The sequence below is a fragment of the Vreelandella salicampi genome (genome assembly GCF_013415105.1).
Taxonomy (GTDB): Bacteria; Pseudomonadota; Gammaproteobacteria; order Pseudomonadales; family Halomonadaceae; genus Vreelandella; species Vreelandella salicampi.
Genome location: NZ_JACCDF010000019.1, coordinates 35,080 through 61,105 on the forward strand (window position 1 = coordinate 35,080; position 26,026 = coordinate 61,105).

17 protein-coding genes are annotated in these 26,026 nt (G+C 56.1%); 5 read left to right on the plus strand and 12 right to left on the minus strand.

Translation table 11 applies throughout. The annotated features are described in order from the left end of the window. Positions 1–36: 36 nt before the first annotated feature. The 5 genes from HZS81_RS16725 to HZS81_RS16745 all read right to left on the minus strand — a co-directional run bounded on the left by HZS81_RS16725 (position 37) and on the right by HZS81_RS16745 (position 5,398). Positions 37–1,845, minus strand: a complete 1,809-nt coding sequence (locus tag HZS81_RS16725) for a SulP family inorganic anion transporter (protein ID WP_179931655.1) — start codon at positions 1,843–1,845, stop codon at positions 37–39. A 49-nt stretch (positions 1,846–1,894) separates the two neighbouring features. Continuing rightward, on the minus strand, positions 1,895–2,761 hold the full coding sequence (locus HZS81_RS16730; protein ID WP_179931656.1) for an MBL fold metallo-hydrolase: 867 nt from the start codon (positions 2,759–2,761) through the stop codon (positions 1,895–1,897). Positions 2,762–2,968: 207 nt separating this feature from the next. Further along, a complete protein-coding gene (locus tag HZS81_RS16735; RefSeq protein WP_179931657.1) occupies positions 2,969–3,418 on the minus strand; it encodes a hypothetical protein in 450 nt (149 codons plus the stop codon). 39 nt (positions 3,419–3,457) lie between these two features. Beyond that, positions 3,458–4,090, minus strand: a complete 633-nt coding sequence (locus tag HZS81_RS16740; RefSeq protein WP_241697542.1) for a rhodanese-like domain-containing protein — start codon at positions 4,088–4,090, stop codon at positions 3,458–3,460. 315 nt (positions 4,091–4,405) lie between these two features. Further along, positions 4,406–5,398 carry an OmpA family protein gene (locus HZS81_RS16745; protein ID WP_179931658.1) on the minus strand — a complete coding sequence of 331 codons (993 nt, stop codon included), beginning with the start codon at positions 5,396–5,398 and terminating at the stop codon, positions 4,406–4,408. Between the two features lie 172 nt (positions 5,399–5,570). Between HZS81_RS16745 and HZS81_RS16750 the strand changes: the two genes are divergently transcribed. After that, positions 5,571–6,254, plus strand: coding sequence for a hypothetical protein (locus HZS81_RS16750; protein WP_179931671.1), 684 nt, complete (start codon positions 5,571–5,573; stop codon positions 6,252–6,254). A 52-nt stretch (positions 6,255–6,306) separates the two neighbouring features. Then, positions 6,307–6,831 (plus strand): FlgO family outer membrane protein, encoded by a 525-nt coding sequence (locus tag HZS81_RS16755; RefSeq protein ID WP_179931659.1) that lies wholly within the window; start codon positions 6,307–6,309, stop codon positions 6,829–6,831. A gap of 135 nt (positions 6,832–6,966) precedes the next feature. On the opposite strand, the gene HZS81_RS16760 is transcribed toward HZS81_RS16755, so the two are convergent. The 3 genes from HZS81_RS16760 to HZS81_RS16770 form a co-directional block, all read right to left on the minus strand. Further along, complete coding sequence (locus tag HZS81_RS16760) at positions 6,967–8,163, minus strand: Calx-beta domain-containing protein (protein ID WP_179931660.1); 1,197 nt, start codon at positions 8,161–8,163, stop codon at positions 6,967–6,969. A gap of 116 nt (positions 8,164–8,279) precedes the next feature. Then, complete coding sequence (locus HZS81_RS16765; protein WP_179931661.1) at positions 8,280–8,489, minus strand: DUF6447 family protein; 210 nt, start codon at positions 8,487–8,489, stop codon at positions 8,280–8,282. A gap of 201 nt (positions 8,490–8,690) precedes the next feature. Beyond that, the gene (locus tag HZS81_RS16770) at positions 8,691–9,371 is read right to left on the minus strand and encodes a hypothetical protein (protein WP_194249408.1); all 681 of its coding nucleotides are present in this window, start codon (positions 9,369–9,371) and stop codon (positions 8,691–8,693) included. 615 nt (positions 9,372–9,986) lie between these two features. On the opposite strand from HZS81_RS16770, the gene HZS81_RS16775 reads away from it, so the two are divergent. Continuing rightward, positions 9,987–12,590 carry a sulfatase-like hydrolase/transferase gene (locus HZS81_RS16775; RefSeq protein WP_179931662.1) on the plus strand — a complete coding sequence of 868 codons (2,604 nt, stop codon included), beginning with the start codon at positions 9,987–9,989 and terminating at the stop codon, positions 12,588–12,590. Between the two features lie 67 nt (positions 12,591–12,657). Here HZS81_RS16775 and HZS81_RS16780 read toward each other — a convergent pair whose 3' ends face one another. The 3 genes from HZS81_RS16780 to HZS81_RS16790 all read right to left on the minus strand — a co-directional run bounded on the left by HZS81_RS16780 (position 12,658) and on the right by HZS81_RS16790 (position 19,640). Beyond that, positions 12,658–12,900 (minus strand): SapC family protein, encoded by a 243-nt coding sequence (locus tag HZS81_RS16780; RefSeq protein WP_338401873.1) that lies wholly within the window; start codon positions 12,898–12,900, stop codon positions 12,658–12,660. A 35-nt stretch (positions 12,901–12,935) separates the two neighbouring features. Then, positions 12,936–13,091 (minus strand): hypothetical protein, encoded by a 156-nt coding sequence (locus tag HZS81_RS16785; protein WP_179931663.1) that lies wholly within the window; start codon positions 13,089–13,091, stop codon positions 12,936–12,938. Positions 13,092–13,337: 246 nt separating this feature from the next. Next, positions 13,338–19,640, minus strand: a complete 6,303-nt coding sequence (locus HZS81_RS16790; RefSeq protein WP_179931664.1) for a DUF4347 domain-containing protein — start codon at positions 19,638–19,640, stop codon at positions 13,338–13,340. 340 nt (positions 19,641–19,980) lie between these two features. Here HZS81_RS16790 and HZS81_RS16795 point away from each other — a divergent pair, with 340 nt between their 5' ends. Beyond that, the gene (locus tag HZS81_RS16795) at positions 19,981–21,360 is read left to right on the plus strand and encodes a sensor histidine kinase (protein ID WP_179931665.1); all 1,380 of its coding nucleotides are present in this window, start codon (positions 19,981–19,983) and stop codon (positions 21,358–21,360) included. 12 nt (positions 21,361–21,372) lie between these two features. After that, positions 21,373–22,140, plus strand: coding sequence for a response regulator transcription factor (locus tag HZS81_RS16800; protein ID WP_179931666.1), 768 nt, complete (start codon positions 21,373–21,375; stop codon positions 22,138–22,140). A gap of 506 nt (positions 22,141–22,646) precedes the next feature. On the opposite strand, the gene HZS81_RS16805 is transcribed toward HZS81_RS16800, so the two are convergent. Then, a complete protein-coding gene (locus tag HZS81_RS16805) occupies positions 22,647–25,823 on the minus strand; it encodes a DUF4214 domain-containing protein (protein ID WP_179931667.1) in 3,177 nt (1,058 codons plus the stop codon). Positions 25,824–26,026 lie beyond the last annotated feature (203 nt).

Genomic DNA, 26,026 nt, shown 5'->3' on the forward strand with positions numbered 1-26,026 from the left:
CCTAAAAAGGTTGTTGCTTAGTTTTTGCGGACAGATCTAAGCGGACGCCACTTTTGGCGCCGCCTCGGGAAAATCGTGCGCCAGCGTTAACGTTCGCGCGTTAGGGCAAGCGGACTGCTCGGGGTAAACCGCGTTGGAAGGCTGCGTCAGTGCCACCCACGCGCTAAAGGTACTCAAATGAACAAAGCCGGTTAATTCCTGGCAGAACGTAGTGTCCTGCAGACGATCCATCACGGGCCCTTTCACTTCTGCCAAGTGCAGCACCACACCGGCATCGTCCAACCGCTGATTGATGGTTTCCAGACTTTCAAGCGCTGAGGCATCGATCACGTTCACCGCTTGGCAGGCCAGCACCACGTGTTTGACGCCGGGCTGACGGCTCACCTCGTCCATCACCGTATCTTCAAGATAGCGCGCATTGGCAAAGTAGAGACTTTCATCAACGCGCAAAATGCACAGGTGAGGCGCGGTTTCGACTTGGTGACGCTCAACGTTACGAAAGTGCTCGCTCCCCGGCACCCGGCCAATCACGGCGCTATGCGGGCGGCTGGTGCGGTAGAGATGTAACGCCAACGAAAGCCCGACACCGGCTAAAATTCCGCTCTCCACCCCGCTGGCCAGCGTGACGATAATCGTCGCCAACATGGCGGCAAAGTCGCTGCGTGAATAACGCCAGGTACGCACAATGGCGGGGCAATCCACCAGGCTCAGCACGGCAATAATGATCGTCGCGGCCAGTGTCGCCACGGGCAAATAAGCAATCAGGGGCGTTAACACCAAAGCCGCCACACCGATACCCACGGCGGTAAAGGCACCCGCGGCGGGTGTCTGCGCGCCCGCATCGAAGTTGACCACCGAGCGTGAAAAACCGCCGGTAACCGGCATACCACCGGAAAAAGACGCCGCCAAATTGGCACTGCCCAACCCGATCAATTCTTGGTTGGGGTCTATACGCTGGCGACGTTTTGCCGCCAACGTCTGCCCCACCGATACCGATTCGACAAACCCCACGATACTGATCAGCACCGCTGCCATTAACAAATCTCGCCACAGACCCAGCTCAAACCCAGGCAACGTAATGGGCGGCAACCCAGCAGGAATATCGCCCACCACATCCACGCCGCGTTGATCCAATCCCAAACGCCAGGTAATCAGCGTGGTTGCCGCGACCGCGACGATAGGGGCGGCTTTGGTCAACATGTCGGCAACGCCAGACGCCACGCCCACGTTCAAAAGGCCCTTTTTCAGCCAGCGCCGCGCTGCATAAAGAAACACCAAGCTGCCTCCGCCGAGCAGTAGCGTCGTCAGATGAATATTGCCCAATTGTCCCCAAAGCCCGGTGACAAGCGCCACCATATTATGGCCGCTCGCCTCAACGCCCAGCAGATGACGCAGCTGCCCCGCCGCAATGATGAGGCCAGAGGCGGTAATAAAGCCTGAGATCACCGGGTGGCTGAGAAAGTTAGCCAGAAAACCCAGCCGGGCAAGGCCCATTAAGGTCAAAATTAGCCCCGATAGCAGCGCCAGTACCAGTGCGGCGCCTACGTATTCGGCACTTCCTGGCGTGGCAATATTGCCCAAGGCCGCCGCTGTCATCAGCGATACCACCGCCACCGGCCCCACGGCTAGCGTCCGGCTAGTGCCAAAAATCGCGTAGGCCACCAGCGGCAGTACGCTGGCATATAACCCTACTTCGGCTGGCAGCCCCGCTAACATGGCATATGCCAGCGACTGCGGTATCAGCATGATCGTCACAATCACCGCCGCCAACAGATCTCGCGTCAGGGTGCTGCGCTGATAGTGCGGCAACCACTGAAAAATAGGCAGGTAGCGTTTAGGATTCATGGCATTGCCTCGCCATATTGGCGTTTAACACCCAGCGGTAAGAACGGTCTTAAAACGTATTGATCGGCACTTTGAGGTACACCTGTCCGTTATCTTCAGCGGGCGGCATTTCGCCCGCCCGCATATTGACCTGTACCGACGGGATAATAAGCCGCGGCATCCCCAAGGTAGCGTCACGCTCTGAGCGCATCTTGACGAATTCCTCTTCGCTAACCCCATCACGCACATGCACGTTTGCCGCGCGCTGATCGGCGACGGTGGTTTCGTGTTGGTAGGTATCACGCTCGGGCGCCTTGTAGTCGTGGCACATAAACAGGCGGGTAGACCCAGGCAATGCGAGCACCTTTTGGATCGAGCGATAGAGGGCTCGTGCGTCACCGCCGGGGAAGTCACAGCGCGCGGTGCCATAATCCGGCATGAACAGGGTATCGCCGACAAAGGCGGCATCACCGATCACATAGGTCAAGCAGGCGGGCGTATGGCCCGGGGTATGCAGCACGCGCCCTTCAAGCCCACCGATTTGGAAGGTGTCACCCTCTTCGAATAGAACATCAAACTGGCTGCCATCGCGGGCGAACTCGGTACCGGCATTAAACGCCTTACCGAAAACCTCCTGTACCACGGTGATGTTGGCACCGATTCCCGTCTTGCCACCGAGTGTCTCGTGAAGATACGGCGCTGCCGAAAGATGGTCAGCGTGTACGTGCGTTTCCAAAATCCACTCAACCTCGAGACTGTGTTCACGAACAAAGTCAATAATCTCGTCAGCAGAGCGCACATCCGTGCGACCCGCTGCATAATCAAAATCGAGTACTGAATCCAGGATCGCACACGCTTGGCTGTTGGGGTCCTGAACCACATAGCTAAACGTGTTGGTCGGTTCGTCGAAAAAGTGAGTCACCAATGGAGCGGTCATAATCGCCTCCGAATAAACGTTGGATGCACCGGGAAAGGTGCTTTGGCATAAGTATAGCGCAAATAACGTTATATATTTATACTATTTTCAAATATAAAACCAAATGCATAAAACAACACCGCCCGAACGTCTACAAAAGAGAAACGCTCGGGCGGTGTTTGCTGCATTTACCGACATAACAGTGAGGGCGATATAGCCTAAAAAACGTTAGAAGCTATACACCGGGATCGACGGATCACGCATCATCTCAGCCATGGGACCCGGGGCGGCAACGCCGACACCTTCGCGTAGATCATCTTCAGAATAATCAGAGTTCGGCAGGTAGATGGCACAAACGTCAACACCGACGCCTTCTCCCATCATCATCTGCATTAACCCTTCGGGTTTGATCTGCCCGGCCGGGTTGCTTGGCGGCGTGTTAACCGCCTCATCGCTCTCAAAGTCATCGATAGCCAAATCACCGGCTGCGTCGCAGAGCAGAATGTGCAGATCCGTGCCTTGCTGTCGCATCGCATTACCCAAAATCATCGCCATGCTCTGAGTTTGTACTTCGTCGCTTGTCACGATCATCAAGGCGCGATCATCAGCGGTCGCAAGCGTCGGCAGTGCGAAAACGGCAACGCTTAACGCCGTCGCCGCCAATAGTGTGTGGCGCATCGTAAAACTCCTTTAAACAATGAAATACATCCAGCCGATTTAGTCTTCATACTTGCCTTCATACCAAGCGACATCGGGGTTGATCGTGTAACTCCACGGCAAACCCGCATTACGCCAACCGTTACGTGCACGAACGCCTGCCGAGTCGCCTTCTTTTAGCTGCCCCCCTTCAAAGCCGTCGCTCATGGAATAGACGTCGGAGTAGCCCATTTCCGCAACGACATCGACTGCGGGCGCACTGCGCGTCGCGCCAGAACGGCACATCACAATGATAGGGGTATCGTCTGCAACGCCGAGCGACTCAAGCTCGGCGCGTATCTGCGCTTCGAAGTTGGGGTTACGGGCAATCGGCCAGGTTTGGGCGTCATCATCAAACTGCGTGCGATCCGCCAGCACCCACGGCACGTGGATATCCGTCGGTTCTGCAAAGCCAGTGAATTTAATTTCGATAGGATCGCGCACATCAATCAGTATCGCATCGCTCTCTTCCTGCATAAGCTCATGTGCCTCCTCAGCGGTGACATAGAGCCCAAGCTTCGTTTCGCGATAAGCCGACGCGTCATCTTGCGCTTGCGCGATACTGCCCAAGCTCATGGCGACCGTTACGGCGATCGCCACGGGTAAAGCCGTGCGTGAAGAGAAACGGTGGTGCATAACGCTGCTGCCGTTCATAATAAAATCCTCTAAGTTAATAACTATAGAGACAGCTTAGCCAAAAAAACCGCCAGCATCCTGTGGCGGTTTGTCGCAAGCCGAAAGTTGCAGCACGGCAAGAAAAGGAATGAGAGAGCAAAAGGGAAGGGATAGTAAGGCGCGATCAAATATTGGATAAAAAATTTTGCCCGAATGCTTGGAATCAGGCACAAAATAGCTATACTCAAATTGTACCCGCTGGCATCCCTGTATACCCCTCCCCCAGCCAGCGGGCTGCAGTGAGCCAAGCCTTTTATGCCCGCCCTCCCCCGGCGGGCTTTTTTTCACTTGCCGCTACTCGACGTGGATCACGACCTCAACGCGGCGGTTACGCGCGCGCCCCTGTGCTGTGTCGTTATCGGCGAGTGGCTCTGTTGCCGCTAACCCGACCGCACGAAGGCGATCAGAATCCACTCCGGCGTCTTCCAGCACCTCGACAATCGCAATGGCCCGCGCGCTAGAGAGCGCCCAATTGGAGGGGTATTCCGTCGTGTTGATTGACCGGCTGTCCGAGTGGCCTTCTACAGAGACTTTACCGTCGTAGCGTTGGATCGTTTCCATAAGGCTCGCCACAAGTGCTTCGCCATCCCCGGTTAAGTCGGCGGTCGAACTGGGGAAAAGCAGCTGATCCTGAACACGAAGGTTAATCCCCTCCGACACACGCGACACTTCAACGCCCTCCAGATCCGGCAGGTAGAGTGAGTCGTCCACCCGCTGCGCGAGCGATTGATTAAGCGCCAACGCACTTGCCACAGCGTCGTCATCGACGTCCACCACATTACTGGGCGGGCGATCCGTCAGCACCACCATAAAATCGGCAAGCGGCCGGGTTAAATCAAACCCTGAAGGCATCATTAAGCGCGGCAATTCCGGTGCGGGCAGCTGTTCAGGTTCGGCCTCAAGTGCCGGCTTAGCCAATAGCCGCGGGGGTGACGGTACGCGCGGCGGTAACCCCGCCACCCCTAAGGCAGCACTAAGCGCCATCGGGCTAAGTTGCCCTGGCGCAGTAGGCGGTACCCGCTGGGCGTTGCGTAAGTCCGCTAGCGGCTCCGGCAGCGGCACCTCTAAACGCGGTATCGGGCGCATTTCCTCTTCTGCAGGCGCGCGCGAGCCCACCAACCACCCGGGGTTGGCCGCCTCCGCCGCCACAATAATGATCACAAACAGTGCCACTAGCAGCGTCATGACATCGATATAACTCACCATCCATGCGTTGTCGCTATCATCATCGTGATGCACTTTTAATAGAGAATCGTGGCGTGGCCCGCTGCGGTGATCTTCAAGCATCCGTGTTATCGCTCATTCAAGTTTCTAACTCCGTAGCCGATCTTTGTTAGGCATGGCAAACTAGTCTATCAAACGCCGTTTTTGTCGCGAGAAGGATCTGCCGGTGCCGTCTTATTTACCTGATACGTTTCGAACACAGGCCAGCGCCTTACGCTGGCTACGCCCCCTCGCCATGGGCGCGGTGCTTGCGACGCTAAGTGGCTGCTTTTATGCCAATACGTCACAAGCGCCGATTGCGACCACCTACCCCTATACCGAGCAGCAGCGCATGCAGGCCGCCCATCACTGGGATGTGCTCGCGCAGCACGAAGCCGACGGGATTTTGCGCAACAGCCGCGTGCGTTTCCGCGACCTTTATATTCACCCCGATGACCAGGCACCGCAGGATGAAAACCAAGGCGGCGAATTTGGTCGCGGTTTTCACGACCTACTCACCAGCCAGTTGGTTTCTCGTGGCGCCAATGTCACCACCGTACCTAGCGCGCAAAGCGCCACGGTGAGGTTTAACGTTGAGGTCGTGAATCACCGCGACCGCGGTTACATCCGCCCGCCACGAGGCGCTTTCACAGCCCTCGCCGGTGGCGTGGCCGTGGCCACACACCCCTTCAACCATTGGAGCGAGCCTGCTCTCGCGCTGCTACCTGCTGCCATCGCGGCGGATATCACCAGCGGTAGCTGGACCTATACGGGCAACGAAGAAATCATTGTGACCACGCAAATTGTGGATGACGAGCGCATTCTCTACTCATCATCGAACATTTACTACACCAACCAAGGCGACCGTCGCCACTATGCCCCGCACCGGGTGCCCCAACCGCCTGCCACCCCCACGGTTTCCATCACAGACTCTTGGTAACACCATGCCTCTGATTCCCTTTTTCCCAATGCGTTCACGCACGGCTTGCCTTATGGCCGTCGGTTTTTTTACGCTACTTCTAAGCGCTTGTTCCGTACTCGATAACAACAGCGCGCCCCCCGAGCCTAAGCCGGATCTATCAGAGCTTGCCCATCAAGCGGCAGAGCGCATCGTCGCAGGCAATCCCGATATCACCCGCTACAGCCCGATGATTGCCGCGACCTTTGTGGATATCGATAACCTAAGCCAATCTTCCACCTTTGGCCGCATCAGCTCCGAAATCATGGCATCCGCGCTTGCGCGCCAGGGCATGCAGGTACGCGAAGTCAAAATGCGCGACAGCATGTTTATTGAAGAGAGTGTGGGTGAGCTCATTCTATCTCGCCAAGTGCAGCGCCTAAGCGCCCAGCATGACGCCCGCTCGATTTTGATGGGCACCTACGCCCAAGGGCAGGATTATGTTTACGTCAGCGCGAGGGTCGTACGCTCTGGTGATGCCATGGTGTTGGGCACCGCGGATTTTCGATTGCCGCTTAACAACAACACCCGCAGCTTGCTTGATGCAGGGGGTTGGTGAGTGCAGGTTAAAGGGCAAATCACGCAATAAATGACGCTCCTGGAAATAATTACCTAGGCAGTTGACTCCCGATTTATCGGGGCAAACAGTTCAGCCATTCGTGCAATGAATGGCGCTCCTGCTCAGAATGCTTGATTACGCCATCCATCCATCGTCATCGATGATCGTACGCACTGCGGTCAGCTGGGCCACACCCTCGCCAAAGCTGCCGCCCTGTGGATTAAACACGTCCAAGTAAAACGCCTCATCAGGCTCGGCAATATCGTCACCGATCACTTCCACGGCAATTGCGGCTTGTGTTTCGCCGGGATAAAGGATCAGTGTATCGGCCACGGCGATATAATCCTCCCCAGCGGTAGCGCTGCCGTCTCGGGTAGCATAGTCAACGCTTAACCACTGCTTAGGATCATCACGCTCGCCGTTAAATTCGAGCAGAAAGTACACAAGCGACGTGCCGTCATCCTCCTCAAGAAGGGTGGTTTCGACCTCTTCTGGGCTCGCCGGTGTGTTCGGGTCGGCCTTACGGAGGCTTCGGTCAATCCACTGTTGATAGTAACTTACCCGCTGAAAAGACGCTATTTCGCCAAAACTGCTGTCTTGAACGTCATTGATATCAGGAGATTGCCCGTTGCGGCTAAGCGACGCCGTGTAAGTGGCGACACCCGCGACGTCACCATCAATAAACGCCGGGCCGCCGCTGTCACCAGGAGCAATCAGACCCTCTGCACCACCACGCCCGGTATCGCGCAAGCCCATTAGCACACCCAGCGCATCGTTTTCGCTGCTGCCATCATCAAAGTCGATGATCAGTTGGGAGCCAGGTAATGGGTCCCAAGCAATGCCACCCCCAAGCGCCTCCTTCAGGGCGTCTCCTGTGGTGTCAAAACGGTTTTCGGCTAGATGTTTAGTGGGCGCCACACTACCGCTTTCCACATACCCTGTAAGGCCATCGCCGGGAAGGCCGTAGCCGACAAGCGTAATATCACTGCCCACATCATCGTCGTAGCGGTAGAGCGTGCTTCGCTCAGCGCTCGCCGGTGCCGGCTCGCCTAGCCACACCAGGGCGAGGTCGCCATTGCCATTATCCGCATCGAAAAGAGGATGAAGCGCATACTGCGAGGCTGGCACGTTAATACGCCCGGCCGGTGTATCCATACGCACTGTCACGGTATCAGCGCCCTCAAGCACGTGGGCAGACGTTAGTACGGCGCGACCGCCGTTTAGCAGTACGCCTGAGCCGTAAAAGCCCCCGGCTGACACCTGAACAACGCCGTCATAGCCTTCGCCGGGCATGACTCGATAACGCTCAGGGTCGCGAGTAACAGTTACCATCGGAAAAACCTCACAGTAATGAGGTATTGAAGATTAAATACATGGCACCAACGGCACCCCGCCACAGCCGGTTAACAAAACGGCAATGGCGAGTAATAGCGTTACCTTTAACATACTCAGTGCGTCTCTTTCGGCAGTTCTTCGGAAAGCGCGCGGGCATAAGCGGTGCGAGCGGTCTGAAAAATCGCCAACTGCTGCTTGAGCTTTTCGATCTCAGCATCGGTTACGCGCAGGTTGGTCACCTGAGCTTTGGCGTTGTCGGACAGATCAGCCACGTTGTACTCAGTGCCGTCGATGGTGATCGTTTGCTGCTTTTCGTCTGCCATGATAAAAAATCCTTAGATAAAAAATTTCTAAATTTTCGTTCCCGGTTAATACGGCGAACGTGGCCTGAAATTGTACGCGATCAGCCAAGGGATCGCACTTTAGCACGCTGCAGGTAGCCCAAACTTAATGGCACAATTTCGGCTAAAGCAAAAAAGGCAGCCAATGGCTGCCTTAAACAAAACAGTAGCTGTCAAGAAAATCTAGAACGTGTAACTAATACCGATCAACGCCACCGGGAATACCGGCAGTTTGTCGATGTCATCCTTCAAGCTTTCTTCTTCGCCGCGAATATCATCACGCAACGCCGGGTCGATGTTCTCGAAGCCGTTAGTCGTCCGCAGCGAGACATCAATATCCGTCGCGACAACACCGAACTCAGAGAAAAAGCCAAGACCACTCTCGTTGGAGCTGCGCCACCCCCAGCCAAGATAAGGCTGGGTGCCATCTGCCACGGTCGCGGTGCCCACCACAGAACCGATCTGGGCCGCGGAGTAATCTGTGCCGTTCAATTCGTAGGTCATGCCGTTCTGCGGTGTGCCTGTCACGCTCGCGTCGATATCCGGCATCATGGCACCGGCAGCGATGAAGAAACGCCCGCCGAACGGGTAGTAATCCAGCTTGAGGCTCGACGCCTTCATGCCAAACTCGGCCTCGTAATCAACGCCGTCCTCTTCGAAGTCAGTGTCGAAATCTAACCCATCCGTGTAGCGGGCGGTTACCGCGAGGTTTTTATGAAACCGGTAAGAGACATCACCGCCAAACCCTGTCGTACCGGCAATCGCACCGACCGAAATACGCCGCTCAAACTCATCCGCGCTTGCGTTACCCGTAGAGGCTAATACCAGCGCGCCAATCACAAGACCTAATGTCGTTTTCTTCATCCTTATGTATCCCTTGATTGCCCCCGTCATCCAGGGGTTATTTTTCCTCGTAATGGCGAGGCAAGCGTCAAATACGCGGCGGCTTATACTACCAGAGTCAGCGTGTAATTAATGTAGGAAATCTGATTGCGACATGTAAGAGATAGCTTACAACATTAGCGAGGTACAAAAGTTACAGAAAAACCTGGCTATGCTGCACTCATTGCTGAAGGCGAGCGATCTCCTGACCTATGTATGACCCGAAGGTTGGTCACTTGATTGCGGGCGTTCTCGAAAAGTACGACGAGGTCATACTCAGTACCGTTCTCATCACCTCCGATAGAGCGTGCTGCACTCCGCGCTCACTGGGTTGGCGCCTGCCAGCCACGCCAGGGCCTGGTCGGTATTGGCCTCAACCACATGCACGTAAAACCCCCGACAGTTCTGAAGCGCTGGGCGTTGCCAATGCAGCAGATGACCGCCTGTCATATTCTGGTAACATACCCGCCATTGGAAATCCCATGGCTCGCTGTCCGCTACTCGTCTTTCCGGCGAATGACCGCCGCCAGCGTGTGTTTACCCACCAGCAGTGTGCGTTTCGAGCGATTCTGTTTTTTCTTATTCAGGTTGTGTTGCATGAGTGTTAACTGGCTACTGTTTTCCTTGATGATGTACCTTCTGGCATGCTGGCTATTGCCACGCCGGAAAGTGATCGCCCTAATAGCGGCCTTGTTAGGAATAGTTTTAGCACTGCTATCGTCGGCACATGTGGTGTCGGTACAGCTGGCGGGAAGCCGCATCAACGAAGCCGTGCTATACCACTTGATTGTCGGGCTGGACGGCGCTGGGTTCGGTGAGTACCGATCAACCATCCTGCTGGCAGCTGTAATGCTGGTAGCCACCCTCGGCTATGGCGCTGGTTGCTACTATCTCGCCATGCAGCGGCGCCATGGGCGGCTGGCCATGCCATTGGCGGTTGTGGCGGTGTCAGGTGCACTCAGCATTAATCCCGGGGTAACAGGTGCCTACGAGACCTCGAAGGTATATCTCGCTGAGGAGCCGGTGATTCCACTGCCGGAGGACCTGATATATGAGAAAGAGCCCCCCCTGCGGAGTGGCGTCAGTCAGCCAAAGAATCTGGTGTTGATCTACGCCGAATCAGTAGAGGCAGGCTACTTCGATACAGAGCGTTTTCCGAGTCTGGTGCCTCACCTCAATGCCCTGCGCGAAGAGAGCCTCTCATTCTCGGAGGTTCATTCACTGCCCGGCATGACATGGACCATTGGCGGGATGGTGGCCAGCCAGTGTGGTGTTCCGCTGGTGACGGCCAGCAACACTCGCAATGCGGCGATTAATACTGAGGAATTTCTCCCCGAGACACATTGCCTTGGCGATATTCTTGCCGAGCAGGGTTACCACCAATACTACATGGGAGGGGCTGACAGCAGCTTTGCGGACAAGAACCTCTTTTATCAAAGCCATGGCGTACCCAATGTGGCAGGGCGCAACCAGCTTGCTTACCAGCTCGATGACCCTGAATACCTGAATCAGTGGGGGCTCTATGACGACTCGCTGCTGGAAATGGCCAAGGCCCGCTTTGATGCCCTGGCGAACGAGCGCGATCCCTTTGCCCTAACGCTGCTGACTCTTGATACCCACCACCCCAAGGGGCATGTCTCGCAGAGCTGCAAGGATGAGCCCTACAACAATGATGCTAATCCAGACCTCAACGACAATCCCATACTCGACGCTGTGCACTGCAGCGACCAGCTGCTGGTGGAGTTTGTCGACCATGTGCTCAGCACTGAGACCGCTGAGGAAACCCTGGTGGTAGTGATGTCGGACCACCTGGCCTTGCCCAACACCGCTTCAGACATCCTGAAACAGAAGCCACGGCGCAATCTTTTCATGATGCCGGGAGTCAGCCCCGAGCTACTGCCGGAAGGGATCGATCCGGCAAGACCCGCCTCTCTGATGGACGTAGGCCCGACGCTGCTGTACCAGATGGGATTTGATATCCCGGCACTGGGATACGGGCGGAACCTGCTAGCACCGGACGAGACCTTCATGGAGACCCACGCGGATCCGGTAGCGGCGATCCGCGAGCGCTTCTCCACTGTGCGACACCTATGGCAGTACGCCAGCCTTCGCAAGGGGCTCAAGGTGGAAGCAGTGAAACAGAAGGCCTCCATCGGTACCCACGAATTCCCGCTTCCAGCAATGGTGACACTACAGGACAACCTACGGCTTGATCAGACCCGCCGCGCCGACTATTTGCTCGCACACCTGCAAAATGCCAATGCTGCCAAGCGATTCCTGTGGCTAAATGATTGCCAAGCATTGCCGGAAGCGCTAGTCGAGGAAATATCCACTGAAACCGAAACAGCAAATCTTTGCTTGCTGGTAGGGCAAGGGCGGGGGATTAGTCGACCTGCGATGGTGCTCCAGGACGATGACCCCACCCACCTAGCATTGAGCGATCTTGAAACCTTTCTGGAAGCCCCGCAAGACGACCGCCTCAGCGAGACTCTGCTGCAGCACCTGCGGCTACAAGACCAAGGCGGCAAAGTAGCTCTCTCGCCTGACCGGGCAACGCTGCAAAACGGCGAAGGAACAGTTCGGCGTGTCACGGCATCCTCATTGGCCGTCCTGGCTCAGGCCACCCCCCTACCCGACCATGCGTTCATTGCCTGGCGGGGTATCCATGACAGCCGCCGCCTGTCACCGCAAATTATCATGACACCCTGGCAGGCCGCCCTCGAGCCGGAATTCGACTTGCGCGCCAAATCGCCCTCATCGGTGCCAGAGTACCGGAGCGCCTGGACAGCAGCGCTCATTAAGGGAGAGCAGGTGCTGTCAGACCATCTGTCGCCAGGCAATAGCCGAGAAAGCGTCTCGCGCCTTAAAACGATGCTTGATGACGGCTCGGAGCTCGATGCGCGCGCGACCGGTGGGTTCCTGGCCAAGCAGTGGGAAAACGCCTACCTCCGTCACAATGGCAAGGATCTTATGACACTGCAGCGAGGAATCAACCTCTGGGTGCAAACGCCTGACGGAGAGCAGGCGCGCTATAACTTCGATACTCATGGAGAGCACGGCGACAGCGAAGCACTGGTCGAAACCTTGGAGAAAACTCCGGAAGGCTCTCTGATGGTATTCGTCACCACCGATGAGTTCAGCGCCGCCTTGTCGGGAAAAGCCATGACTCACTTGCGCGAGCTGGGAATCATGCAGCCGTGAGGCCGTCTCAACAGCAGCCACCCTGCTAGCAGGGCGACTAGGTAGCCTATGGGCCAACCCCGTCTCTTCAGCTATCAAAGTCGAAGGCGAGATCGTCATCCTCACCGAACAGCTTGTCAAGGTTCTCAAGAGCCGCGTCAGCACTACCATGCCGGGTATGGAACTTCGCACCTTCGGTCAACTGGCTAAGCTGGCTCATCGAAAACAGCTGGGCATGGGCGAGTGCCATGGGGCCACTGCGTAACGTGGCGTAGGCGTCAGCATCCAGAGCGTTCAGTGCCTTCTCATTGACGCGGTATAGGCCGTTCACTTTCAGCGGCTCTTGCCCTTCGCCGCATTCCAGCGTTAACGGCCATCGCTGTGCAGGTAGAGGTTATTCTGGCCATCCAAACTCAGCAGGGCCACAGGTTGATATCTATCACCATGCTGGATAAACGGCAACAACTTGGAAAGCTCCGCGAGCAGCACATGAGCCACGGCTTGGTTAACGGCAAAAGCCATAGCTATCACGGGGTAAGTAATAACCGTCAGCGTGCTCGGTTTTCGAGAGCGCGATCCATTGGGGCCTAGAGGCTCCTTATCCAAAATAGCCCCCCCCAGCCGAAGCCAGGGGTAGTGTTATTAACCGCAGTAAAGCCGCAGGCAGCACTTACATTCTGCGCCATTGGGTAAGTCGCCAACTGCTGCTTGAGTTTTTCGATCTCGGCATCGGTCAGGCGCCATGTAAAACCATGGCGCCTTGATCCCTTAAGCGATGAAATCCCACTGCGTGGCGTTCATGCCGTGGGTGCGAATTTCCTCGGAATCCATGAAACCGCCAACCACGTCGCGCAGCGAGGCCCCACTTTCCAGCTCACTCGCCCAGTAGGCCTTGCCCGGCGCATCCGCTTCCCGACCCAGCAACGAGCCATAGAGCGTACCCAGCACCGTATCGATGCCGTCACCCTGCACATCGAGCCGTAGCCCAGCTTCCGGCGAGGTAATAAACAATTGGGCCATATCGGCTTTGCTCAACCCTTCGGCTTGCCGCTGCGCCCAGTACTGCACTCCCTCTACATCTCCTTGACGTCCCAAGACTTGGGCATAGAGAGCAGTGACTTCCTCAAGTATGGAGTCATAGCCTAGCGTCAATTGGTCGTCGGCGAAAACCAGTTGCTCTATGTTGATCAGGGTGTCGGCATCTTCCGGCTTGTCATGGCGATACACCGTAATTACCGCATGCTGTTGAGAGACGACATATTCATCACGGTTTCCTTCGTAGCGGACAGTATCTTCATCCAGACCACCATGAAAAACATTGGCACCGCTATCAGAGTAAATTAGATCGTTGCCTTGCTCACCGAAGAGCCGATCGTTGCCTCCCATTGAACCGATGGTGTCATCGCCACCACCACCCCACAATTCATCGTCGCCCGGTCCGAGTAAAATCACTTGTGCCTCGTTGTCACCAATGACGACATTATCCCCCTCTCCTCCCTCAATGCTTACAGCGCCTTTAATGCTGGCGAAATCGATATTGTCCAGCTGAAGACGTGTACCACCAGGGAGGTTGGTCACATCAATAACAAATGCTTCCTGAAAACCACTCGTGGAGTTATCTGTCTCACCGCGGATTACGATCGGATCATTGGCAGCAATATCCGAAGTAAAGGTTAACGTACGGATATCCAACTGGGTGCCGTCAGGGCGAGTGTTGAGCCAATTGACTGCGGTTTGCGTCTGCTCGGACACGTTACTGGGTTCTTTATCTTCAATACTGGCAACAAGATTAGCCAGGGCCTGGTCACGCTCCGTTGCGGTGCGTGACCCATCGCTGGACAATTGCATCCCTCCTGGCAACGTGGCAGTAACGACATTATTGTTACCCGTATTTTCAACCAACCGGGCACTTCGTGTTTCGTTACTCGTATTCTTAAAGGTTTCACGTATAGCCGACTCTCCCATAGGAGTATCAGGGAGTGGCATTACATCAACCTCAAGTTCTGGTTCAGGGCGTGAAGGCGATACCGGAAGCGCAATAACTGGATCAGTTACTAGAGAAGCCACCGTTTCAGCGGTGCCTTGGCCATCGGTATAGCGGGCTTGAACACTAATTTCCGCCCTTATATCTGCCCGTCCCAAGGTATAGGTCTCTTTGGTGGCGCCCTCTATAGCCTCATCGTCACGCAGCCACTGATAGTTGATTGTGCCCAGACCGTCTTCATCGGCCAAGGTATTGGACACTGTGAGGGTCTCGCCTTGCCTTGCTGTGCCAGTAATGATCACACTGCCAGTGGGGGCGTCGTTGACATTTTCTACCGGGACGGTGGCGCTTGAAATCACGGCTTCTGCTGTACCTTGAACATCGGTATACGACGCTCGCACGCTGATCTCGGCATCCACATCTGATTGAGTCAAAGTGTAGTTTTCGCCCGTAGCCCCCGTGACTTCCACCCCATCGCGCAGCCACTGGTAACTCACCGTGCCCATGCCATCAATATCGGCTAGGTTGTTACTCGCGGTGAGCGTCACGCTTTGCTCAGCAGTACCGGTAATGATTACACTGCCGGTAGGTGCGTCGTTGACATTTGCTACCGGGACGGTGGCGCTTGAAGTCACGGCTTCTACTGTACCTTGAACATCGGTATACGACGCTCGCACGCTGATCTCGGCATCCACATCTGATTGAGTCAAAGTGTAGTTTTCGCCCGTAGCCCCCGTGACTTCCACCCCATCGCGCAGCCACTGGTAGCTAATCGTGCCCATGCCATCAATATCAGCCAAATCGTTGCTCGCGGTGAGCGTCACGTTTTGTTCAGCGGTACCGGTAATGATCACACTGCCAGTGGGGGCGTCGTTGACATTTGCTACCGGGACGGTGGCGCTTGAAATCACGGCTTCTGCTGTACCTTGAACATCGGTATATGACGCTCGCACGCTGATCTCGGCATCCACATCTGATTGAGTCAGGGTGTAGGTGATGCCCGTGGCACCGCTGATGTCTACACCATTGCACAGCCACTGGTAGCTGAAGGAGCCCAGGCCATCTTCGTCGGCCAGCCCGCTGGTATCGGCATTCAGGGTTTCGCCCTGAGTGCTGGCGCCGGTAATGGTGACGTTGCCGGTGGGCGCGTCGTTGATGTTCGCTACCGTCGCCGTGGCGGCAGAGGTGACCGATTCATTGGTTCCTTGTTGATCAGTGTAGCTGGCCCGCACGCTGATCTCGGCGCCCACGTCGGCTTGCGTCAGTGTGTAGCTTTCACCCGTGGCTCCGATGATGGCGCTGCCATCACGCAGCCATTGATAGCCGATGCTACCTAGGCCATCGCCATCGGCCAGGTCGTTGCTGGCTGTGAGCGTTTTGTCTTCTTCCGCAATGCCGCTGATGGTGACGGTGCCCGTGGGGGCGTCGTTCACCGGCTCTACGGGCAGGCTGAGCGTGGCCGTGGCGCCGGGATTGCCGTTCACGTCCGTTCCCTGCACGGAAATGCTGCGGTTGGTGACGCTGGGGGCCTTGGAAGCGTTCTCGTACTGTAGCTCGCGCAGCAGCGTCTGATAGTCGGCCGCCGTGGCCGTGCCGGTCAGTGTGATCTGTGTCGAACTGTCGTAGTTGACGGTAATGCCGTTCACTACATCATTGTGGCCACGCCCGCTCAACTGCAGGCTCTCGGAGGCGCCGTCCTGTGGATTGGTCAGCGTGATGACCAGCTGGTTGAGGTTGTCGCCATCGGGCTCGGTGATGGTGGCACCGGTGGCAATGAGCTTGCCGCCGTCGCCCTCGCGATAGCCGCCCGTGGCGCTCAGGCCCACCACCGGCGCCGTGACGACGCCGACCGTGGCGGAGGCCACGAGGGAGTCGTCGGTGCCGTCATTGACCACCACGTTGACAGTGCGGTCGCTGATGGTGATGTCGATGGCGGCGTCGGTGTTGTCGTACTGGATGCCGCGCAGGATTGTCTGATAGGTGCTCGCGCTTGCCGCCCCGGTTACCGAGAGCATGCCCGTGTCCTCTGTGTAGTTCACGGTCAGGGCGTTGTCGGAGGCCGCCGTGCCGGCGGTGCTGTTCAGCAACAGGCTCTCTACACCGTCGCCATCGGGGCGGGTGGTCAGGGTGGCGGTCAGGCTTTCGATCTGGTCGCCGCTGTCGACGTCGTTCAAGGTAGCGTCGGCCGTGGTGACTTCAACCGGGTCGCCGCCACTGGCGAATGTCGCGGTGTTGCTCGTGCCGCCGATGCTGCCGTTGAGGTCGAGCGTGGGCGCGTCGTTCGCGCCCGCCAGGTCGACGGTCAGTGTTTTCGTGACAGCCGGTGCAATGCCATCGCTCACCGAGACAGTGAAGTCCTCGCTCGCATCAGCATTCAGCGCATTAACGGCCGCAGCATCCGCACGGAACAAATACTGGCCAGTGGCTTTTTCGAGATAGAGCGTGCCATAAGTGCCTTCCACGGAAAGGTCGTAGGTTATGCCGCCCTCCGTCAGCGCTGCGCTTGCGCCAGCACCGTTGAAGCCATAGGTCAGGTCACCGCTGTCGGGATCACTTCCGGAAAGCTGGCCCGTCTGGTCGCTGAAGGTATCGTCGCTTACAGTGTCCGCCAGGGTAATAGTGCCGGGAGTGGTCAACGCTGGCGCATCGTTAATGGTATTGACGGCGATCGTACTGGTGCGCACCGCACTGACAGAATGGCCATCATTGACGGTGAAGTTCACAGTACGTGCCGTGTCGCCCGGATCGTCGCTGGTGTTGGAGAAGGTGATCGCACGCAACGCTGCCTGTATATCAGCTGCTGAGTGGCTGCCGCTAATGGTGATGGAGGCGGCACCGCTTCCAGTAACATTTGCATCGCTGATGGTGCCGTAAGTGCCGCTCAGGCTTAGCGAATCGCCGGTAGCAGCATTAGTGATGTTCACTGTCGCGCTGAGGGTGTCGCCTTCAGCATCAGAGACGGTGACGTCGGGAGCCACCGCGACGGCACTGCCGTTCTCGGTGAAGCTCTGGTTGGCGATGTCGTCGCCTGAGCCGTTGTTCCCACCCGCGCTTCCGTCCAGGTCTACGACAGGCGCACTATTGGCGGTCTGGAAGTTGAACGTGGTGGTGTCGGACACGCTAGCCACGTTATTGCCAGCCGTGTCATGGAATATCGTGCCGTCCCACTGCACGGCAACATTGGTGCCGCCGGGCAAAACTACGCTGGGATCAATGGTGATGGTGGTAGTGCCCCAGCCGGAGATCTGGGCGTCGTTGGCGGCGATGGTGGCCACCGTCGCGCTGTCGGTGACGTTATACAGCGTGACGTTGCCCGTTCCCTGCAGCACCGCTTCATCGAAGGTGAGGGTGATGTTGTCGGCGCCGTTGACGTCGGTCGCCTCGTCAGCAGGGGTGGAGCTGCTCCAGGTTGGCGCCGAGGTGTCGACATTCACTGATATAGGGGCGGAAGCGGCACTTTTGTTGCCCGAAGCATCACTCTGGCGCACGATAACGCTCTTGGCACCGTCTTCTTGAAGAGTGAAACTGGTGCCGTTTCCGGTGCTCCATGTCTCACCGTCATCGGTGCTGTATTCCCAAGTAGCGCCATCTACCAGGCCAGAGACATTGACCTGGCCATTGTTGGTCACTCCATCATTGTCACTGACACCGCTGTCGCCTTCCAGTGCCAGAGCCGGCGCATCGGGTACGGTGGTATTGATAGCGTAATTATTGGAGTTGGTGGTTCCGGAGCCAACATTCCCCGCCAAGTCGGAAACGCCATCCAATACAACCGCGATTACGTTAGTGTCATCATTGATGTTGGAGATTGGCGTTAGCGTTGCCGTCCAGGTTTTGCCACCATCCGCTGTCTCTACAGCACTGAGCATGCCGTTTGCCACCGTAAGGTTGGCATTGGAGAAACCCTGAACCGCTTCGTTGAAGGTGAAGGTAACCTCCGATGTTTCGTCCGCTATCAAGCTGGTATCAGCTACATCGATCGTCACAGTGGGCGGCGTTGTGTCCTCTTGAACTGGATCGCTGAAATCAATCGTATCGAGCAAGAGCTCGACCATCCCCATCATCATGCCGGAATCAGAAACCGTGAATCTGACGGTATCAATGTTGGTCCAGGCGCTCCCGAAGTTTAGCGCGCCACCAGCATACATTCCTGAATCCTGATCAGACTTCGTATAGGTTATTGCACTCGCCGCGTCAGGCCCATAGGTACCGGTACTTGCCAGATCAACTTCAACCGAAACGACTTCGCTGCCTTTAGCCCATCCAGATACTTCGTAACTGCTTGAGTATGAAAATTGATAATACCCAGCCGCCAACTGGTTTAAGGTAAAGAGCGACTTGGCATCAGGACCATCACCATCCGGATCAACCGAGGAAAATTCAACATAGTTACCCATATCGACAAACAAATATGCGGCATTACCTGTTGTGAAGCCAGTAGGCTCATCGATAATGCGGATTTCAGCCATCATAGAGCCCGGACTCGCCGAAAAACTTAACCCCTCAGACCCACCGACCGTATAAGGCATGTAATAATGCATATAAGGGAGCATGCCTGAAAAGGCTTGATCGACAGGAGCAGCCAGCACGTTGTCGTACTCCATTCCTAGCAGGGACTGGGTTTTTATCTCACCCACCTGCTGCTCCAGAACCCAATTGCCACCTTTATCATTAGCACCCGTGAGGTCGCTGGAAGCGGCAATATCAGCGCCGGTGATTTGGGAAAGTTTGCCGATAAAATCCAAACCAGTTTGATCGGCAGCGACATTACAGCCATACAGCAAGATATCGCCGTCTTCAGTCAGGCTCTGGCCGATTTTCGCCAGTGCTTCAGAATAGCCGGGTAAGGTATCGTTATTCAGGCTGGCGGTGCCGAGTTGCACTTCACCTTGGCTGCCGTGGGAGAGGATATGGATGGCGCCATAACCTTCACGGCCCGCCGCCCATTCTGCCATCTGCACAAGGCCGTCGCGGGTGGAGTCCAGGATCACGATCTCGTTTCCTTGGGGAACACCGTCGACAAGAGATTGCCAGTCATCAACACCTGTATCGATGAAAATGACTTCCTTGAAGTTACCATGTTGCAAAAGATCGCTCGCCATCACCCGCCTCCATATTCTTTTTTATTGCCCCCACGGTGAGAGCCGTTTAATCACATACTGCGTCGACAACCTCTGCCACGGCAGGCAGTACCAGCTTCCTGCATTATCCATTACATTGGCTCGCACTTTTCACGCGATGTTACTAAGTAAATCGGACTAAGTAGAAACAACCCGTCTGAGAGAGTCAAAAGCATTTTTGTGACATTTGTTTGCATTTTCGGCGGACTTGACGAAATAAGCGTGCACCTATAATTTACAGTGCTTATTTAGACCTAAATATTACACAGTCGCCTGAAAGGCTGTCGGGTCGATAACAGCTCTTTTCTTGAATACGGTCCCGATGGTGATACCCGAGCTTGATACCCGCACGCTTCTGGCGGTGCTGTGCATGACCCTGGCGCTTTCGTCCTTGGTACTGGCGCTGCTTTACCGCCTACACCGAGGCCTGCCTGGCCCTCGTGAATGGGTCATCGGCATGGTCGCCATCAGCGTTGGAGTGGGCTTGCTTTACGGACGCAACCTCATCCCATCGTTCTGGTCCATCGCGGTTGCCAACGCTTTGGTTCTGATCGGTCACGCCTTTTTGGTGGCTGGTATCCGACGTTTCTTCGGTCAGCCGGTTGGATGGTCCTTGCTGGCCACCATTGTGGTGGTGTTTTGCCTCCCTATCGTACTTTTCCATGATGCCCCCGACGCTATCGGGCTTCGCATCATCAGCATCAGCCTCGGGATGAGTCTCCTGGCACTTCTCGGCGCCTGGACTCTCAAGCGTGAAAGCCGCCTCCAGCTTAATGCGCTTCAGGCAGTGGCGGTGTTGCTTACCCTGCATGGGGTTATCAACCTGGCACGTGCAACCCAACACTTGTTACAGCCGGTATTGGCCACCGACATAATGCAGCTCGGCCCCAGCACGAGCACCTTCTTCGTCTGGGGGATTCTCTTTTTCTTCGGCATGACCGCGGGGCTATCGGTCATGGTGACGGAGCGGCTGCGTGACATGCTGCGGGAGCGCCTCGACAAGGAGAACGCCGCCCGTTGCGCGGCGGAAGCCACACTCCAGGAGCAACTCAACTTCCTGACCATGGTTTCGCACGAATTTCGCACTCCACTGGGCATCATGGCGGCGTCGGCGGATCTCATTGCCTGCAACTTACCGGCGGACGATCAGGAATCGGCCGAGGAACTGGACCGCATCCACCGCGCATCGCGGCGATTGAGTAATCTAGTCGAGGGGTGCCTGGCCGATGACTGGCTAGAAAGCGTTTCTCAGAGCCGCCGTTCGGGCGAGCTCAACGTCACTACCGTGCTGGCCGAACTTGCCTCGGAGTACAACGTGACTCTGCATGCAGACGCGGAGCCGATCTGGGTGGATGCCGACCCCTACCTGCTGCCCATCGCCTTTTCCGCCCTGCTGGACAATGCCTGCAAATACGCCCTTACACACGAAGGGGTGGCGCTGTCATGCCGCCAGAAAGGTAATCATGTTGAGGTGGCCGTACGCGACGATGGACCGGGCATTGACCCCGCCGATGTGTCACGGCTGTTCCAGAAGTTTTATCGTGCGCGCCGCACCCAGCATAAACCGGGTGCGGGCCTCGGCTTACACTTAGTTCAGCGCATCGTCACCCTGCACAACGGGAGCATTAGCTTGGACCAGACCCATGGCACAGTATTTTGCGTCTCACTACCCATGCTCAAGACTTGAGTGGAGAATTCGATGACCTTGATACGCATCGCCCTTGTGGATGATGAACCGGATTTCCGCCAACCTGTTGCTCGCTACCTGCACAAACGGGGGATGACGGTCTTTGAAGCCGGTTCGATCGAGGCATTGCGTGGCATGCTTTCCGACATCTCCCCGAACATCATACTGCTCGATGTGGGCCTTCCCGGTGAAAGCGGAATGGACGCGATTAAAAGCCTGCGCGAAGAAAGTAACGCCGGTGTCATCATGGTGACAGCTCACGGGGGGCTCGAAGCGCGTATCGAAGGCCTCGGGCGTGGCGCCGACAGTTATCTTTGCAAACCCGTGAGCATGCGCGAACTGGAGGCGGTGGTGCTCAGCTTGTGGCGGCGGATCCGCAACAGCGACACCGTAGCGACGGCTGCTGAAACAACAAAAGCCCAGCCAGCGGAAGAATGGAACTTCGACGTCGAAGCATGGGTACTGATCTCGCCGGATGGAGAAGCCGTCCGGCTGTCCGCGGCTGAGTATGGCGTTCTGCTTCAGCTGACGGCGACACCCGGCGAGCCCGTATCACGCGATCACCTATTTGTCGCCTTGAAGAAGCCGCAGAGCGGGCCGGATGACCGCAGTCTTGATGTCCTGGTTTCCCGACTTCGGCGCAAGTTCTCGACCTCTGCCTTCAAGCTTCCAATCCAGTCGGTCAGAGGTGTGGGCTACGTGTTTCCTGGGCCGGTCTCTCGACGTAGCCCGGTCACACAAGACGCAATAACACCTCCCGCCGGTCGCCAAAAAAGCTAGGAGAAACCATTCGACCTCCTGCAGGACGTAGTGCCCGCATTCGGCGGCCAAGGATTGTTCAGGGAAGCAGACCTGCTTGAGAAACCGCACCAAACGCTGCTTGGGCCTGGCCCACGACACGCAACAGCTCTACTAGATAGACACGTTTCGACAGAAAGCCCACCTCACCCACCCAGCGAGGCATGTGCCCACTGAGGTAAGTAGGAGGCATCATCGACCGGATGGTAACCAATGACTCATACTGAAGAGCCCATGATTGAGTTGCAGGGCAGAGGAATAAACCTGCAAGCGAAAGTGCTGCAAGGCCCGTTTGCCCTAGGAAGATCATCCCTTGTTCATTGCGGATAACTAGATAGCGCCAGGCTCAGTGCATCTCTTTCTTGGGTAGCTCTTCAGAAAGCGCCCGCGCATACGCGGTACGCGCAGCCTGAAAAATCGCCAGCTGCTTGAGCTTTTCGATCTCTGCATCGGCCAGGCGCCATGTAAAATCATGGCGCCTTGATCCCTTAAGCGATGAAATCCCACTGCGTGGTGTTCAGGTCGTGGGTGCGCATCTCTTCGGCCGCCATGAAGCCGCCTACCACGTGGTGCAGCGAGACCCCACTTTCCATTTGGCTCGCCCAATAGGCCTTGCCCGACGCATCTGCATCACGTCCAAGCAATGAAGCGTAGAGCGTGTCCACCACGCTGTCGATACCGGCGCTCTGCATATCTAGGGATTGACCGGCTTCCGGCGACGTCATGAACAACAGTGCCATCTCGCTCTTGCTCAGACCAGCCGCATGTTGCTGCGCCCAGTACTGAATACCGTCCACATCGGCCTGGCGGCCCAACACCTGATCGTAAAGCCCGGTGATCCATGTCAGGTCGTCGTCATAGGTGATGTTTTCTTCTCCGTCGGCAAAGACCAGACTTTCCACATTGACCAAGGTGTCAATATCGCTTGCGTCTTCCTTGTTTTGTACTGTGATGACGCTGTGATCTTGAGTGATCAGGTATTCATCGCGGTTACCTTCATAACGCGCCACGTCCGTGTCGCTGCCACCGTGTAGCAAGTCAGCACCGGCACCGCCGAACAGCTCATCGTCGCCGCTGTCGCCAAAGAGCCGGTCATCGCCGTCCTCAGAGCCAACGGTATCGTCGCCACCGCCGCCGTAGAGTTCGTCATCACCCTCACCGAGTACAATAGTCTGCGCGGCATCATCCGCGACAATAACGTTATTCCCCTCACCACCCGTAATAGAAGTGGCGCCGACAACACTGGCGAATTCGATGTTATCAAGCTGAAGTAGATTCCCTTCAGGCAGTCCAGTGGTATCAATAACAAACGCTTCCTGATGGCCGCTGCTTCCCGCACCGCCATCAGCATTACCCATAATCTGAATAGGTGTACCGGTTGAAGCACTCCGATTGTCATTTAATACCAACGTTCGGATATCAAGCAATGAGCCATCAGGACGGTTTGAGAGCCAGTCAGTGGCCACGCTACTTTGATCATCCAAGTTGCCCGGTTGCTTGGCATCGATGCTGCCAATCAAATCGGCAATCGCCTGCTGAGCATTGACCGCACTACGTGCCCCCTGATTGACCAGGCTGGTGCCACCAGGCAGTGTCACCGTGACTTCGTTGTCATTTCCGGTATTCTCAACCAGCTTGGCGGTGCCGCTGCGGCTACCGGTAGTGGAAATCGTCTCGCTTACCGAAGGACGACCAGACGGCGTATCCGGCAATGAGTCATCCGAGGAGTTGGGTGTCACACGGATTGGTGATGGGGAACGTTCATTGACGTTGGTCACCGTGACTTCTAACGACAAGGGCGTTTTGCCACCCTGGCCGTCATCCGCCGTCACCGTTACATCGTAGACGTTGTCCTCATCTTGGTCTTTAGGTGACTCGAAATTAGGGGCATCGACAAAGCTCAGAGCACCAGAGTCGGTGTCCAGTGTGAACAGTGACTGATCAGCACCGCCTGTAAGAGAATAGGTAATCGTGCCTTTTTCTACATCAGTCGCCTCCAGTGTTGCGACTTCCTTGATATTTTCGGACGTGCTCAGCGTGTTGGATGTCGTGAAAACGGGAGCGTCATTTACTGCGTTGATCGTTGTCGAGAGTATTACTCCGGCGTCAGATACGGAAGAGGTGGCATCATCAGACGTGGTATCGAACGTTTCTCGGGTGTTCCCTTCAGTAAAGGTTATTGAACCGGCGCTATCTACCGCGTGTGCGGTCAACGAACCCGGTTTACCATTGTAATGCTCGACTGGATCAAAACGTAGCAGAGCGTCTGCTTCCAGCAACAGCGCCGAGTCCGCCCCAACACTCTCTAGATCAAACCAGTGAGCCCCCGCATCAGTGGAATACTGCCAATGTCCTTCTGACTCCTGACTGGTATCGTCGGTAACAGCAATTCCCGCGAGGGTATCTTTCGGCTCGTAAGTGGCGTCCACATCACTGAACAGTGATCCAAACAAGGCGCTTACGGCCTCGCCTGCGGGTGTACTGTCCTCATCAACTGCATCAAGTGTCGCATCGCCTGTGAATGAGGGTGCATCGTTCAGCTGGGTGGTATCGAGCGACATCGTCGCTGACGTTTCATTGTTCTCCGCATCCTTGGCGCTGACGGTCAGCGTCCTGGAAGGCACGGTATCCTCTGCTGTGCTGGCAAAGGTCACTTTCTGCGCGATGGCACTAACGGTTGATTCGCTAGTGACCTCGCCAGAGATCAAGCGGACAGCATCAATGTAAAGCGAAGCTCCCACGCCTTTACCGCCCGTTTGGTCATAAGTGCCACTGACGAATTCGAAGGCATAGGTACCCGCCGAGGACAGTTCGATGCTTTCGGTGGTCCAGTCACGAGAGTCTCCACGCTCAGAAAACAGCTTGGTGCGTGAGTCATCGCCACCGCCATAGGCACCATCGGCTCCCAGGTCTACCAAATAACCAAAGACATCATAAGAATCACCGCCGTTTTGCGCCGACCAATCGAAGGCAATAGAAGCGCCCGCATTTTCTACCGTGAACGGATCGCTCACCACATAGGGGCCAAACCAGGACCCATAGCCATCAATAGCTTCCCCATCCACCCGGGTAGGAGTCTGATTCGTAAAACTGATGCTTCCTCTGTTAGTCAAGTTCAAGGCATAGTCGCCATTATTGACAACCAACTGCTGAACTTCGTGACGATAAGAAACAGACGCGCTATCAGCGACTGTAACGGCCGCGCCGGAGCCCGTGGTTGTGCCGTCATTGTAGTAATAGTCTGTTGTCTGGCCGCCAAGCGTCACTTTGTCGTATTCGCTTTCATAGACAGTCCAACCGGCGGTATCGCCAGACTCGAAGCTGCCATTGGTCAAAGGGGATGAGAAATTAATCTTCAGGTCCTGCCCATTCTGGCCATTCAGCGTGCTATCGATCACACCAATTTTGTCGCGCTCGGTGCCGTTTCCTAGATAGACATCGTCCCCATCGAACGAAATGGCACCATCTACCTTCGGATCGCTGTCACTGACCAACGAGAAGGTATCACCCGAATCAGCATCCGAAAGCGAAAACTGTAGGGTTCCCCCTGTAAAATTTCCCGCCGGGCTACCGGACAGAGCAATATCGTTATCAACCGTGATGGGCGCCCCGCCCTCGGTGTAGCTACGTGACGCATCAAGGTTGTTGAAAGAAAAAGTGGCCATGGCTTCCTCAAGTGTTTTTTGTTTCTATTTCCAGAATAGCTTTACATAAAGCTACCAAAAAGTACCAAAAAAACATAGCCTTCCTAGGGCGTGTTGACGTTTGGTCGAGGATGATTTGGCAGGATAGGGGCAAGCTCGCAGAATAGAGGTTCTCACGCCAACAAACTGCGAGCTTGCGATGCCCCGACAAATGCTCACGGATG

Excerpts from the sequence above, each read along its gene's own strand:
- HZS81_RS16725 (WP_179931655.1), bottom strand. The coding sequence starts at position 1,845 with ATGAATCCTAAACGCTACCTGCCTATTTTTCAGTGGTTGCCGCACTAT.
- HZS81_RS16730 (WP_179931656.1), bottom strand. The coding sequence starts at position 2,761 with ATGACCGCTCCATTGGTGACTCACTTTTTCGACGAACCGACCAACACG.
- HZS81_RS16735 (WP_179931657.1), bottom strand. The coding sequence starts at position 3,418 with ATGCGCCACACACTATTGGCGGCGACGGCGTTAAGCGTTGCCGTTTTC.
- HZS81_RS16740 (WP_241697542.1), bottom strand. The coding sequence starts at position 4,090 with ATGAACGGCAGCAGCGTTATGCACCACCGTTTCTCTTCACGCACGGCT.
- HZS81_RS16745 (WP_179931658.1), bottom strand. The coding sequence starts at position 5,398 with ATGCTTGAAGATCACCGCAGCGGGCCACGCCACGATTCTCTATTAAAA.
- HZS81_RS16750 (WP_179931671.1), top strand. The coding sequence starts at position 5,571 with ATGGGCGCGGTGCTTGCGACGCTAAGTGGCTGCTTTTATGCCAATACG.
- HZS81_RS16755 (WP_179931659.1), top strand. The coding sequence starts at position 6,307 with ATGGCCGTCGGTTTTTTTACGCTACTTCTAAGCGCTTGTTCCGTACTC.
- HZS81_RS16760 (WP_179931660.1), bottom strand. The coding sequence starts at position 8,163 with ATGGTAACTGTTACTCGCGACCCTGAGCGTTATCGAGTCATGCCCGGC.
- HZS81_RS16765 (WP_179931661.1), bottom strand. The coding sequence starts at position 8,489 with ATGGCAGACGAAAAGCAGCAAACGATCACCATCGACGGCACTGAGTAC.
- HZS81_RS16770 (WP_194249408.1), bottom strand. The coding sequence starts at position 9,371 with ATGAAGAAAACGACATTAGGTCTTGTGATTGGCGCGCTGGTATTAGCC.
- HZS81_RS16775 (WP_179931662.1), top strand. The coding sequence starts at position 9,987 with ATGAGTGTTAACTGGCTACTGTTTTCCTTGATGATGTACCTTCTGGCA.
- HZS81_RS16785 (WP_179931663.1), bottom strand. The coding sequence starts at position 13,091 with ATGGCTTTTGCCGTTAACCAAGCCGTGGCTCATGTGCTGCTCGCGGAG.
- HZS81_RS16800 (WP_179931666.1), top strand. The coding sequence starts at position 21,373 with ATGACCTTGATACGCATCGCCCTTGTGGATGATGAACCGGATTTCCGC.
- HZS81_RS16805 (WP_179931667.1), bottom strand. The coding sequence starts at position 25,823 with ATGGCCACTTTTTCTTTCAACAACCTTGATGCGTCACGTAGCTACACC.